At 70.4% G+C, this 13,001-nt stretch carries 11 protein-coding genes; 3 read left to right on the plus strand and 8 right to left on the minus strand.

Annotated elements, in window-relative coordinates; genetic code table 11:
- The first annotated feature begins 3 nt into the window (after window positions 1–3).
- Window positions 4–861, plus strand: a complete 858-nt coding sequence (locus FG385_RS05850) for a hypothetical protein (protein WP_139095537.1) — start codon at window positions 4–6, stop codon at window positions 859–861.
- A 5-nt stretch (window positions 862–866) separates the two neighbouring features.
- On the opposite strand, the gene FG385_RS05855 is transcribed toward FG385_RS05850, so the two are convergent.
- The 7 genes from FG385_RS05855 to FG385_RS05885 form a co-directional block, all read right to left on the minus strand.
- Window positions 867–1,829, minus strand: a complete 963-nt coding sequence (locus tag FG385_RS05855) for a serine/threonine-protein kinase (protein WP_139095538.1) — start codon at window positions 1,827–1,829, stop codon at window positions 867–869.
- 65 nt (window positions 1,830–1,894) lie between these two features.
- Window positions 1,895–3,331, minus strand: coding sequence for a serine/threonine-protein kinase (locus FG385_RS05860; RefSeq protein WP_139095539.1), 1,437 nt, complete (start codon window positions 3,329–3,331; stop codon window positions 1,895–1,897).
- A 181-nt stretch (window positions 3,332–3,512) separates the two neighbouring features.
- A complete protein-coding gene (locus tag FG385_RS05865) occupies window positions 3,513–4,355 on the minus strand; it encodes a hypothetical protein (protein WP_139095540.1) in 843 nt (280 codons plus the stop codon).
- A 142-nt stretch (window positions 4,356–4,497) separates the two neighbouring features.
- Window positions 4,498–5,646 (minus strand): hypothetical protein, encoded by a 1,149-nt coding sequence (locus tag FG385_RS33780; protein WP_160148733.1) that lies wholly within the window; start codon window positions 5,644–5,646, stop codon window positions 4,498–4,500.
- Window positions 5,647–5,914: 268 nt separating this feature from the next.
- Window positions 5,915–6,220: a hypothetical protein gene (locus tag FG385_RS05875; RefSeq protein WP_139095541.1), complete on the minus strand. Its 306-nt coding sequence runs from the start codon at window positions 6,218–6,220 to the stop codon at window positions 5,915–5,917.
- A 57-nt stretch (window positions 6,221–6,277) separates the two neighbouring features.
- Window positions 6,278–6,583, minus strand: a complete 306-nt coding sequence (locus FG385_RS05880; RefSeq protein WP_139095542.1) for a chorismate mutase — start codon at window positions 6,581–6,583, stop codon at window positions 6,278–6,280.
- 165 nt (window positions 6,584–6,748) lie between these two features.
- Entirely contained in the window at window positions 6,749–7,132 is a 384-nt protein-coding gene (locus FG385_RS05885) for a DUF1707 SHOCT-like domain-containing protein (protein WP_139095543.1), read from the minus strand.
- Window positions 7,133–7,242: 110 nt separating this feature from the next.
- Here FG385_RS05885 and pcrA point away from each other — a divergent pair, with 110 nt between their 5' ends.
- Window positions 7,243–9,624 (plus strand): DNA helicase PcrA, encoded by a 2,382-nt coding sequence (gene pcrA / locus FG385_RS05890; protein ID WP_139095544.1) that lies wholly within the window; start codon window positions 7,243–7,245, stop codon window positions 9,622–9,624.
- Window positions 9,625–9,850: 226 nt separating this feature from the next.
- On the opposite strand, the gene FG385_RS05895 is transcribed toward pcrA, so the two are convergent.
- On the minus strand, window positions 9,851–10,666 hold the full coding sequence (locus tag FG385_RS05895) for a M23 family metallopeptidase (protein ID WP_200834310.1): 816 nt from the start codon (window positions 10,664–10,666) through the stop codon (window positions 9,851–9,853).
- 342 nt (window positions 10,667–11,008) lie between these two features.
- Between FG385_RS05895 and FG385_RS05900 the strand changes: the two genes are divergently transcribed.
- Window positions 11,009–12,778, plus strand: a complete 1,770-nt coding sequence (locus FG385_RS05900) for a hypothetical protein (protein WP_139095545.1) — start codon at window positions 11,009–11,011, stop codon at window positions 12,776–12,778.
- Window positions 12,779–13,001: the final 223 nt, after the last annotated feature.

Genomic DNA, 13,001 nt, shown 5'->3' on the forward strand with positions numbered 1-13,001 from the left:
TTCGTGCCATCACATACGCACGAAGCGTTGACCTTGCTGTTCCGGAACCAGCCGTCCCTCGCCGCCGAGTTGCTGTCGAGTTCGTTCGACCTGCCCGTGCCCGACTACGAGTCCGCGCGGGTCGAGTCCGGCGATCTCACCGATCTGAGCCCGACGGAGTACCGCGCCGACGCTGTCGTGGTGCTGAGCAGTTCCGAAGCCGCCGAACTGGCGGTCGTCGTGGAGGTCCAGTTGCGCCGTGACCGGGGCAAGTGCTGGAGCTGGCCGGTGTATCTGGCCACCCTGCGCGCTCGGTTGCGCTGCCCGGCGGTGCTGCTGGTCGTGTGTGTCGATGAGGTGACCGCGGCCTGGTGCGCCACTCCGTTGGAATTGGGGCACCCCGGGTGGGTGCTGGCGCCGTTGGTGCTCGGCCCCGACCGGGTTCCGGTGGTCACCGACACCGACTTGGCGGCGAGCTGCCCGGAACTCGTGGTGCTGTCGGCCGCGTCGCACGGCATGCACCCGCAGCGGGAACAGATCTTTCAGGCCCTGATCACGGCGCTGAAGAGCGCCGATGAGCAGCAGTCCCTCTTGTATCATGATTTCGTGGTCGCGGCGCTCCCCGAGGCCGCACGTAAGCACTTGGAGGCCTTGATGGCGACCGGCACCTACGAATACCAGAGCGAGTTCGCCCGCAGGTACTTCTACCAAGGCGAGGCCGAGGGCGAGGTCAAGGCGGTGCTGGCGGTGCTCGAGTCGCGGGGGATCGAGGTGTCCGAGTCGGCTCGTGAGCGTATTCACGGGTGTACGGACCTTGCTGAGCTGGATGGCTGGATCCGGCGGGTCGCCACCGTGCGCTCAGTCGACGAGCTGTTCGAGTAGCGGGTTCAGAGGAACAGCACCTGGGTGATCCCGATCCCGATCGCCGCCGCGCAGAGGAGTGCGAGCACGGTGAGGATCAGCTTCCGCGTGCGTGCCGGGGTCAGCAGCGGCGCCCTCGTCGCGACCGCCTGGGGCGGCGGCGGGGGCTGGACCGACCACGCCAGCGGCACGGTGGGCATCGCCGGTGCGGTCGGCGGGATGAACGCGGTCTGCCGGCCCTGCGTGATCGCCTGGAACGCGGTGACGCTGTCCATGAGCGTGGGGCGGGACATCGGGTCCTCCCGCAGCAGCTTCATCAGCGCGCCGGTCAGCTGACCCGCGCGCTGCGGCTGCCGGAGCGGGCTCGTGCCGTCCTCGCCGTACGGCGGCACGCCCTCGACGGCTTGGTACAGCGTCGCACCCAGGGAGAACGCGTCGGCCGCGTGATCCGGCGGGGTGCCGCGCAGGATCTCCGGCGCGCGGAACGCCGGGTTCGGTCCCGGGCCGGTGATGCCGATGTCGGTGACCTTCACACCACCGTCGTCGGCGAGCAGGATATTGCCCGGCTCGAGCGCGCGATGCAGGAGCCCGGCCCGGTGCGCGGCCGAGAGCGCCGACGCCAGCTGGATGCCGAGGAACGCGGCCTGCTCGGGTGTCAGCAGCCCGTGCTCGGTGAGGAAGTCCGACATCCTGCGTGACGGCACGTACTCCATGAACAGCCACGGGTCGGCCCCGTCGCGCAGGGCGTCGTACACCGTGATCGCGCTGTTGTGCAGCACGCGGGTCGCCCCGCGGCCCTCCTGGACCGCGGCGTTGATCATGTGCTCCGTGCGTGCCGGGTCGAGGCCGGGCTGGACGTACATCCGCTTCGCCGCGACCGTGCGATGCAGGAGCGTGTCGTACGCCTGCCACACGATCCCGGCCCGGCCGCGGCCGATCGGCTGGTCCAGCCGGTACCGGCCGCCGACGACCGCGCCCTCAGTACCCAAAACAACCTCTCGTCACGCCGACGGTCAGATAGTTGCCGTCCACCCTACTTACCCAGGCTGAGAACTCACTGACTCACCGATGTCGACGTTGCCGCGCTGGAGCTTGACGAGGGCGGCGCCGAACTCGACGAAGTCCTCTGGGCGCTGCTCGACGTCGGTTCGGTGGTCCGCTCGGTCGAGCTGCTCCGATGCGTGTACGAGCTCCGCGTCGACCGGGGCGCGTACGACGAGGTCTCCGTCGGCGTCGGGCTCTCCGTCGTCGTCACCACCGAGGAAGTCGTCGCCGGCGGCGGGACGATCGGCTGCTGGTTGTCGGTGATGTTGCTCTTGCCCGTGTTCGGGCTGCCGAACAGCCAGATCCCGAGCGCGACCAGCCCGACCGCGACGACCCCGCCGATGATCGCCGGTACCTTCCACCTGCCGGGCCGCTCGTCTTCGTCTTCGCCGGGGAGCGGGCCGTCCTCGTACCCGGGAGCGACGGCGCGAGTGGGGCTGTCGTAGTCCTCGGTGGGGTACGCGGCCGTCGTGCCTTCGTCGTAGTCGTCGTAGAAGTCGTTCCGCCGGTTGCCGAGGTCCCCGCTGAACGCGCGAGTCGCATCGGCACCCGCCGCGGCCGCGCCGAGCATGCCGCCGGGCGAGGCGATCTGCGTCGCGTCGGACGCCCCGCCCAGCGGGGTCTCACCGCGGGCGACGGCAGCCAGCAGTTCCTCCGCCTCCGCGGCGGTCGGCCGGTGGTCCACCTCGGGGTGCAGCAGGACCGCGAGCACGCTGGCCAGCGGCCCGGACTGCCGGGGCGGGTTGATCTGGCCCGCAGCCACCGCGTGCAGCAGGCTCAACGTGTTCTCACTGAGGCCGAACGGCGGCTGCCCCTCACACGCGGCGTACAGGGTCGAGCCGAGGGAGAACACGTCCGCCTCGGGACCCGGATCGCCGCCGACCGCCACCTCGGGCGCGAGGTAGGCGGGCGTACCGGCGATCATCCCGGTCTTGGTGACGGTGACGTCGTCCTTGGCGCGGGAGATGCCGAAGTCGGTGATCTTCACCAGCCCGCTTTCGGCGAGCAGGATGTTGCCGGGCTTGATGTCGCGGTGCACGATGCCGACCGCGTGCGCCTCCTTGAGCGCGGCCGCGACCTGCGCGCCGATCCCGGCCACCTCGTGCGGCGGCAGCGTCTTCCGGTCGCGCAGCACCTCGGCGAGGCTGGTGGAGGGCAGGTATTCCATCACCAGGCACGGCTGACCGTTGTCGTCGGTGATGACGTCGAACACCGTGATGGCGTTGGGGTGATGCAGCCGGGCGGCGATCCGGCCCTCGCGCATCGTGCGTTGCTTCGCGTCCTCAGCCTCGTGCTGGTCGAGGCCGGGCTGGAGCAGGAGCTGCTTGATCGCGACGGTGCGCGCGAGCACCTGGTCGTAGGCCTGCCAGACCGCGCCCATGGCACCGGTGCCGATCCGCCGGACCACGCGGTAGCGTCCGGCGACCAGGCGACCCTCGTCGCTCACGCGACCTCCTTCGGGGCTGCTTGCAGGGCGCGACACGGTGCCGCACGCCCGGAGCGTATGCACATATCGCGGCCCGTTGGGCCGTTTAGCAGAGTCCAGCTCACAACAGGCTAGGCCGCTCACTCTGCGCACATACATGTGGCACGCTTCGGGGCTGCGGAAGGTTGCCTGCTATAGAGGGTCAGAGCTGCTCTGCGGACAGCAGCGTCGCCCGCGAGATGACGCCGTCCTTACCCTTCGCGTGCCCGAGGACCTGGAACACCTGGGTGACCCGCAGTCTGACGCCGTCGTGCTGGACCATCGTGACCACCGCGAGCACCGAACCGTCCGGCTGTACCCCGACCTCGTCCACGTCGATCTCGCTCATCGAGCTCCACGCGCGGACCAGGTCACCCGGTTCGTCGCCGGCGAGCTCGGGGGTGAGCAGGGCCAGCGCGTCCTCCGGATGCGGCGACACCATCCGCCGGTAGAACCGTTCGACCATAGCCACCTTTTCGCCATCGGTGGCCTGCGCCGTGCTCGGGGTCGTGGTGTCGCCCGCCGCCGGTGCCTGTCCGCCGGCAGGTTGCGTTTGCGCGGCAGGCACCTGGGAGGTCACCGTGGCGCTGGGCACCGGCTCCGCGGCGCGAACGCTCGGGCGCGGGGCACCGGCCGCGGGAGGAAGGAAACCACCGAGGGCCGCCGCACCGGTGATCTGCGGGGGCCCGGGATGCGGGTCCTGGGTGGCCTCAGGCCGGGCCCGGGCCAGCATCGAGGACGCCACGATCGCGCCGATCAGCAACGAGGCCGCGGTCGTGAGACCGGCGAGCTTGGCCACCTTGGAGACCGTGCTCTCCGGCTCGCGCTCGGGCGCGTCGCGCTTCGAGCGCGTACGCGGCGGCGGCAGGAACGTGCGATCGGGCACCGGTTCGGTCAGGGCGCTTTCGACCAACGTCAAGTCGATCTCCTGCGCCGACAGGAGATCCTCGACGGTGAGGGCGTCCGGCGCCTGCCGGGACCGCCGCCGATCGTGCGCGACTTTCATGGCCTCTGTTCCGGTTGATCGGGATGTCTGCTCGTTCATCAGCGAACCGTGGCGAGTCGTTACGCGGCCACCCTCGATCGGTGGAGGGCTGCCGGGGCACGACGAACGGCAGTTACCGTCACCCGGCTGGAGCAGTGCCCCCTCAGGCGTCGTCGCTGGCGATCTTGCCGCTCTGGAAGGTGAGGGTGCGCTGCTCGGTGGTCTCGCTGCCGTCCTTGCGGACCAGCTTCACGGTGCACACCGTCGTGCCGTCGTACTGGTGCACCTGCACGCGCTGGACCTGGAAATAGGCCACGTCGGCGTACTTACGCTCGAGCCCCTGTGTGCCGTCCTGGTGCAGCTCACCGGTGGTCATCGCGTACGCGGCCTGCGGGTTCTCGGTGACCTGGTCCAGGTAGGTCTGGGAATCCTTGGCGAACGTCTGCGGATCGCCCTGCGACTCCTGGAATCGCCACGGGTCCGCGGTGTACGGCGCCGGCGTCGGCGCCGGCTTCTTCGGGGTCGGTGTGGTTGTCGGCGCCGCCGGACTGCTCGTGCTGCCGGTGGGCACGCTCGGGTTACCGGTTGTGCTGTCGTCGGACACGGTGCTCGCGGGTGAGCGCAGGCTGTTCGGGCGGCGCGAGCTGTCGGCCAGGCTGCTCGGCTGGGTGGCGGAGCGACGGCCTTCGGTGGCCGAGTCGCTGGCCTGGCTCGACGGGTCCGGCAGGATACGTTCACCCTCGACGGTGGGCACCCCGCCGCCGAGACCCGGGACCCACGCGTCGCCGGCCTGGCTCGGGGTCGGCTTGCCGACGAGCGCGGACCCGGCGAACAGCAGCGCGAGCACGACCCCGCCCGAGGACGCGGTGGCGAACCACGCGGCCTTGCGCCAGGTCCGGGGCGGGGTGACCGACGCGGGCACGCTCCCGAGGTCGAACGAGCTCAGCCCACCGGTCTCCGGCGGGGCGGCGTAGACCCGGACGTCGTCCTCTCTGCGGTCGTGCTCGGGGGTGGGCGGGGTGAGCGTGACTTTCGTGCGGTGCGGTTTCGCGCGCGGCGGCGGGGCGGCCTCCGGCAGCGGAAGTTCGCCGTGCGCGGCGGGAAAGAGCGGCGGCGCGCCCTCTTCGAAGATCTGGGAGATCAGGGGGAGCGAACCACGGGCCGGTGGCGGATCCAGCGGCTGGGGCGCGAACGAAGAGTGCCGCCCGCCGGCCGCCTGCGGCGGGACATGAGGGGTCCAGGTGCCGGCGCCTGCCCGGTGCCGGCCTGCCGTGCGGGGAATCTGCTGGGTGGATTCGGCTCCGCCTGTCATGCCGGGTGGACGCCTCCCCCCGGGCCAGGTGACGCTGGCGGGAGGCCGGTTAAGCCGATTGGAGCAACATGCACATGTGCGGATGCACGGTCATCTGCACGCGCACGGCACGAGGCCGAGCAGGCGCGGTTGATCGTGCGAAGGTCCACCCCCCAAGGGTAAAAGGCTGCGGCGGCAACGGGAGAGCGGGTTGCCAAGTTCACCCTGTAGGGGACAAGTCGCGGCTGGACTGCGACTTGCAGTGTGTAACCGCGCTCGATCGCGGTGGTCAGCCTCCGCTGCGGTACTTCGCCTGGGTCGACCGTAGCGCCTTGACCGCCACTGTCCCGCTACCCGCCGCCACGAGGATGGCCAGGATGTCCATCCCGGTTCCCCCGGCGGTGAACAACCACGCGAGCAACGACGCGGCGGTGGTGCCGCCGGCGACCGCCCACCGGCTTCGGACGTACTCGGCGACCGGGGCGCCCCCGGCCCGCTTGTTCGCCGCGTTGTTGAGCAGTGCCAGGTAGCCGACATGGCCGAGCGCGGCGAGCACACTGGCTATCGCGATCACGACCGCGATGAAATTAATCATATGTCCAGTGTGCCCGTCCCCGGCCCGGTCCGGGTCGGGGAAACACCCTGAATTACGTCAGCGCCCGAGCCGGCCACGGCCGAGGTTGAGCAGGGCCATCGCGAGCTGCCTGCCGTCCGGGCCGAGGTCGCGGTAACGCGCGAGCACGTCCATCTCGCGGTTGTAGACGATGCGGGTGCCGCCGGCGGCCATCCGGGCGCGGCCGATCGTCTGCGAGACCTCGACCCGGCGTTTGACCAGGCGGAGGATCTCCGCGTCCAGCCAGTCGATCTCCTTGCGCAGCTCGGCGATCTCCTCGGCCGAGGCGATCGGCTCCGCCGAGGAGACGCGTGGTTCGGCTGTCTGTGCGTCCTGTGTGTTCATCGGGACCTCCGGTCGGTCCGGACCCCCACCCGATCCCAGAGCCGACGAAAGCCCCGGGTCCGTGGACTCCGGGGCTTGGCGGTGATTGCGGTCGGACACTACGCGATCACGGGAGCCGGAGTCCGGATCCCGTAGAAAAATCGGTACGCGTTGTGCCGCATGCGATCAGTATGGCACAACCGCCCGCCGGTACCGCACGCCCGCGTGCACGACGAGGCTCAGCCCGAGCCAGAACATCGGCATGATCGGCCAGAAGAACGGCACGCCCGAGGCGGCCCAGCCGGCGATGAGCAGCGCGGAGAAGAGCACGACGAGCGCGGCGTGCACTCGCAGCGGCGGCGGCGCGAAACGCCGTGGTGGCACGGGTTCGGCCGGCAGGTCGGCGACGAAACCGGCCAGCTCGTCGACGTAGGTGGCGGCATAAACCTCACCCAGGCGTTGTTCTGTCTCCGCGAGGGTGAGACGGCCTTCCGAACTGGCTTGCTGGATACGGGTGGCGATCCGCTCGCGCTCGGCGTCCGAGGCGCGGATCCGGCTCTGTGTGGTCATGGTCCCGATGTTCCGCCCGCGACCGCCGGTCGGCATCGGCTCCCGGGCGACATTCCCGGCTACGTCCGGTGCGGTAGACCGTCAGGCCCCCCGAGTAGCGTGGATCCCCGATGAGCACCCTCTTCGATCTCCCTGCGGAAAAGAAGGCGACCGCCCCCACCGGTCGCCATGCCGACCTGCTCGCGGATCTGAACCCTGCCCAGCGTGAAGCGGTGACCCACGCCGGCGTGCCACTGCTGGTCGTGGCGGGTGCGGGTTCGGGCAAGACGAGGGTGCTGACCAGGCGGATCGCCTGGCTGCTCGCCGAGCGCGGCGCCCATCCCGGCCAGATCATGGCGATCACGTTCACCAACAAGGCCGCGGCCGAGATGCGGGACAGGGTCAGCGAGCTGGTCGGCAGGCGCGCCAACGCGATGTGGGTCTCGACGTTCCACTCGATGTGCGTGCGGCTGCTGCGGCGCGAGGCCAAGACGCTCGGCATGTCGTCGAACTTCTCCATCTACGACTCCGACGACACCAGACGCCTGATCACGCTGGTGGCGCGGGATCTCGACATCGACCCCAAGCGGTATCCGTCGCGCACGCTCGCGGTGCACATCTCGAACCTGAAGAACGAGCTGATCGACGCCGAGACCGCGAAGGACAAGGCGGCGAACGACCTGGAGCGCCGGGTCGCCGAGGTGTACGAGGAGTACCAGCGCCGGCTGAAACTGGCCAACGCGATGGACTTCGACGACCTGATCATGCGCACGGTCGAGCTGCTGCAGGCCTTCCCGGACGTCGCCGAGCACTACCGGCGCCGCTTCCGGCACGTGCTGGTCGACGAGTACCAGGACACCAACCACGCGCAGTACACGCTGGTCCGCGAGCTGGTGGGCACCGAGCCCACCGAGTCCGGCGTCGAACCGGCCGAGCTGTGCGTGGTGGGTGACGCGGACCAGTCGATCTACGCCTTCCGCGGCGCGACAATCCGGAACATCGAGGAGTTCGAGCGGGACTTCCCCAAGGCCCGCACGATCCTGCTGGAGCAGAACTACCGGTCCACCCAGACGATCCTGTCCGCCGCGAACGCGGTCATCTCGCGCAACCCGAACAGGCGCGACAAGCGGCTGTGGACCGACTCGGGCGACGGCGAGCGGATCGGCGGTTACGTCGCGGACAACGAGCATGACGAGGCGGCCTTCATCGCCGGCGAGATCGACGCGCTGGCCGACAAGGGCGAGGCCAGGTACTCGGATGTGGCGGTGTTCTACCGCACCAACAACCAGTCCCGCGTGTTCGAGGAGATCTTCATCCGGCTCGGGCTGCCTTACCGGGTGGTCGGCGGGGTCCGCTTCTACGAGCGGCGCGAGGTTCGGGACATGCTCGCGTACCTGCGGGTCATCGCCAACCCCGAGGACACGGTGAGCCTGCGCCGGATCCTGAACGTGCCCAAGCGCGGCATCGGGGACAGGGCGGAGGCGGTCATCGCGACACACGCCGAGCGCGAGCGGATCTCGTTCTACGCGGCGCTGCGCGAGGCGGTCGAGGGCAAGGTCACGCTGCTGAACCCGCGCTCCGCTCGCGCCATCACCGGGTTCATGGAGCTGCTGGACGGCCTGCGGGAGCCGGCCGACGAGGGCGCGGAGGTCGCCGACATCCTGGAGGCGGTGCTGGACCGCACGGGGTATCGAGCGGAACTCGAGGAGTCGGACGACCCGCAAGACGCCTCGCGGGTGGAGAACCTGACGGAGCTCGTGACCGTCGCGCGGGAGTTCACCGAGGCCGCGGCGGAACTGCCCCCCTCCGACGACGTCGACGCGGGGGCGCCCGAGCCCGGTTCGCTTCCGGCGTTCCTGGAGCGGGTCTCGCTGGTGGCCGATGCCGACTCGATCCCATCCCCGGATGAAGACGGCGCGGAGGACGGTGACGATGCTGCGGGGGTGGTCACGCTCATGACCGTGCACACCGCGAAGGGCCTGGAATACCCGGTGGTGTTCTGCACCGGCTGGGAGGACGGCGTCTTCCCGCATATGCGCGCGCTGGGCGAGCCCGCCGAACTGGCCGAGGAGCGGCGGCTGGCGTATGTGGCGATCACGAGGGCGAGGCAGCGGCTGTACCTGTCGCGGGCGATCGTCCGGTCGGCCTGGGGCCAGCCGATGACGAACCCGGCTTCGCGCTTCTTCGACGAGATCCCGGCCGACCTGGTCGACTGGCGCCGCGAAGAGCCGGTCGCGTCCTCCGGCTCGCCGCGTGCGGCGACGACGTGGGGCAGGCGCCCGTTCGGCGACCAGGCGGCGCGTGGCACGCGCCCGGCGCCGGCCAAGGGCTGGCAGAACACGGCGGCGCTGAAGCTCGACGTGGGCGACAGGGTCAGCCACGACAAGTACGGCCTTGGCACGGTGGTCGAGGCGCAGGGCGAAGGCCCTCGTGCTACCGCCACGATCGACTTCGGCGCGTCGGGCAAGGTCAGGCTGATGCTGATCGGCAGCGTGCCGATGGTGAAGCTGTAGCCGGCTACGGATGCCCCGGTTCACCCGATCGGGGCGTTAATCCGGGTCGGTCGCCGCATCGGCGCCGGAAACTGTCGGACCTCTCCGCTATACCTGATCTCGAACACCGGTTCGATCAGAGGGAGGTCCCGTGGTGCGGGTCATCGAGTCCATGGCGCGGTGGTGCGCCGGTTTCGCGCAGGCTGTCCGTGCGCTGCTCACGCGGGTTTCGCCTGGCGGCGCTCCGTCACACGTAGACGCCGCGCGCGGCCAGCCACTGCCGCGGGTCGATCTTCTTCGTGCCGTTCTGCCAGACCTCGAAGTGCAGGTGCGGTCCGGTCGCCTGGCCCCGTTCGCCGATCTCGGCGATCTCCTGCCCGCATTTGACCTTCTGGCCCTCATGCACCGAGAAGGTGTTCATATGCCCGTAGACCTGGATCGTCCCGTCGGCAAGCTGGATGCGCACCCACAGGCCGAACCCGCTGGCCGGTCCGGCGCTGATCACGGTGCCGTCGGAGGCCGCGTAGATCGGCGTACCGATCGAGTTCGCGATGTCGATGCCGTAGTGGAACGCGCCCCACCGGGCGGCGAAGCCCGAGGTGAACGTGCCGTGTGCGGGCAGACAGGTCTTCGGGCGGGAGGCTTCTGCGGCCGCGGCCTTCGCGGCGGCAGCGTCGCGCGCTTCGCGGTCCTGCGTCACGCGAAGGCTGGCGTTGAGCTTCTGCACCTCGGCGGACGCATCCGTGTAGCGCGCGGCGGGCACCAGTTCGCTGACGCCGGCCGTGGTGTCCCCGCCGAGTGCGAACGAGGCGCGGGCGTCTGTGGCGTTGGCCAGCGGTGTTACGCCGTCGGAGTCCGAGGAGCCCAGGGACTGCAGGGTCTGTCCGGCCGCGGCGGCGGCGAACGCGCCGGCCGCGACGGCGGCGACCACGACACGGCCGCGCAGGGCCGAGGACGGTGCCGGGATCCGGTGTCCACCCCGGACACGGACGACCGCACCCTCCAGTGCGTCATCGAGCTCCGGGGAAGGGGCTTCGCCGCTGGGGGAGCGGTGTCGAGCCAAGACGGGGCCTTCCGTTACTCGAGGGGGCCAGATCGCGAACCCCGGGCCGGGGGACCCGGTGAACCAACCTCGGGGGTGGTTGGCTCAATGTCCGCTTTGTGACCTGACCGTAATGGGGACCGGGGGACAGTAACGAAAGGAGGTCTGTCCGGGCAAGACTTCGCCGACGCATGGGCTGAAAGTGTGAGCAGAGCAAGCGCTCTAGCAGCGACGATGACCGAGTGTAGAAGAATTGTTACCCCATTTGTGTGAGGAGGATTACGTTCGTTTCGGAAATGGGCCGGGCGCCGCAGGCCGGTGGGTCCACTGAACCGAGCCAGTCCTTGCTAGCGTTCCGTGGCAATGACCCGGACTCGCTGGACTGTCGCCGGCCGGCTCTCGCGGACGGATCCCCGCTCGCCGGAGGCCCTCGACGAGCCGTCGGCCACGACGCTGCTCGCCGCGCTCGTACTCGGTATTCTCGCGGCCTTCTTCCTGGCCTTGGGTTCCGTGCTCCCGGTGGTCGCCGGTGCGGCCCGCGGGTTCATGAGTGCGCCTCTGCTGATCGTGCTCGCCGTGGCTCCCATCGTGCTGGCCGTCGGCTTCGTGCTGCGCGGGCGGCAGGCCGCCGCGGCGGGGGTGCTGGCGGGTGTCGCCGCCCTCGCTCCCGGGCGTGCCGTGCTCGACCTGGAATTCCTGGCCGATCCATCGGCGGCTTCGCGGCCCGAGCTTTACCGGCCGCTGGAGTTCGCCCTACCCGGGCCAGGCGCCGGACTGTGGCTGTTGCTGGCTGGGCACATGGCAACGGTCGCCGCGGGGATCGTGGCCGTACGTGCTCTCGGGCCGCGGCCCGAGAGCGGTTCGGCGGGGCGTGGCCTGCCCGCAGGGCTCCTGCCTGCCGGCCTGGTGGCCGCCGGGATCGCGGCGATCGGCGTGATGATGGCGCCGTTCTCCGGCGACGACGCGTTCTTGCCGGTCGGCAGCGCGTTCGAGCGGCCCACGCTGGTGCTGGCCGGCTGCCTGTTGCTGGCCTTCGCGTTGCCGGCTGCGGCCGGTCTCGCGATCAGCTCCGGTGACGGTGGGCTGAGCACCGGCGGGCTGCTGGGGCTCGGTCTCGCCGCGCTGGCGGTCGCGCTGCCCGAACTGGTGTCCGGCCTCGCCGTGGGCGGGATCGGCCTGTCCGCCGGGCCGATCGTCGTGCTGGTCGGTGCGCTGGGGTTCGTGGCTGTGGCGTTCCTGTCCGCCGAAGGCGGGACAGCCGAGCCCGCGGGCGATGAGACCGGTGAAGCGAAGCTGCCGGGTCCCACCCGGCTGCGGATGGCCACCGGGGCGCTGGCACTGGTGACCATGCTCGCGGCGATCGCGGGCACGTTCACCGATCAGGTGATCATCGCCGGGGGACTGCCGGGGCCGGAAAGTCCATCGCGCTGGCTGCTGCTCGTGGCCGGGCTGCTCGTCGGTGCGCTGGGTGCGGCGATGCTCGTGCCCGGGCTCGCCCCGGCGGTGCGCCCTGCCCTGTCCGTCGCCTGGGCAGGCGTGCCACTCGCCGCCACGGCCGTGCTGACGCTCGCCATCACGGCGACCGAACTCGGCGCTGGGCTGTCACCGGGACAGGGGGTGTTGTGGACGTCGGTCGCGGTGGCCGCAGCGGCCGCGGCCGCTTGCTTCTCGGTCGTCACGGGCATGGTCGAACGCGACGACAGTGACGAAGCCGCCGATGCGGTACCGGGGCCGAACATGATCACGCCAATGGTTGCCGGCGGCATCCTCGCCATCGGCGGGTTCGGCATCCCGTCGATCGTCGCGCCGGACTACGTCGAGCCCGCGTTATGGTCGAACTTCGGTACGCCGTCGTGGGGGCTGCTGCTCGCATTGCTCACCGTGCTCGGTGCGTGCTTCCTCGCACCCCGAAGCCGGCCCGCTCGTGCGGCCGCGCTGCTCGCGGGGGCGACCAGCCTGGCCGTTATCCGGGTGCTCGAGCTTCCGTTGGGCAGCAGCGGGATCCCCGGGGCGCATGCCGGTATCGGCTGGTGGATGGCGCTCGGCAGTGCCGTGGCTCTCGCGATCGCCACCGTCGTGGCCCCACGTGGGACGATTCACACAGCGAAACCACCCTCTGGATCCATACGGTGACAGAGTTCACCGGGTGGGGCGCCCCGCGCTTCTCCCCTGGTCGCTAGGGTCGTCTGCGTCCGGCAGCATGGTTCGTATAAAAACGCGCCCGTAGGCTCTCCCCGCGCGGGTCACAGTGGCGTGTGTCGTCAGGAGACTGGAGTAGTGGACCTCTACGAATACCAGGCGAAGGATCTCTTCGCCGCGCATGGTGTGCCGGTGTTGCCCGGCGCGGTGGCGAGTA

Origin of the sequence: Amycolatopsis alkalitolerans, assembly GCF_006152065.1 — a bacterium.
Lineage (GTDB): Bacteria > Actinomycetota > Actinomycetes > Mycobacteriales > Pseudonocardiaceae > Amycolatopsis_E > Amycolatopsis_E alkalitolerans.

What these genes read in the sequence shown, in the direction of transcription:
- pcrA (WP_139095544.1), top strand. Translation starts at nt 7,243, where the DNA reads ATGAGCACCCTCTTCGATCTCCCTGCGGAAAAGAAGGCGACCGCCCCC.
- FG385_RS05885 (WP_139095543.1), bottom strand. Translation starts at nt 7,132, where the DNA reads ATGACCACACAGAGCCGGATCCGCGCCTCGGACGCCGAGCGCGAGCGG.
- FG385_RS05900 (WP_139095545.1), top strand. Translation starts at nt 11,009, where the DNA reads ATGACCCGGACTCGCTGGACTGTCGCCGGCCGGCTCTCGCGGACGGAT.
- FG385_RS05880 (WP_139095542.1), bottom strand. Translation starts at nt 6,583, where the DNA reads ATGAACACACAGGACGCACAGACAGCCGAACCACGCGTCTCCTCGGCG.
- FG385_RS05865 (WP_139095540.1), bottom strand. Translation starts at nt 4,355, where the DNA reads ATGAAAGTCGCGCACGATCGGCGGCGGTCCCGGCAGGCGCCGGACGCC.
- FG385_RS05875 (WP_139095541.1), bottom strand. Translation starts at nt 6,220, where the DNA reads ATGATTAATTTCATCGCGGTCGTGATCGCGATAGCCAGTGTGCTCGCC.
- FG385_RS33780 (WP_160148733.1), bottom strand. Translation starts at nt 5,646, where the DNA reads ATGACAGGCGGAGCCGAATCCACCCAGCAGATTCCCCGCACGGCAGGC.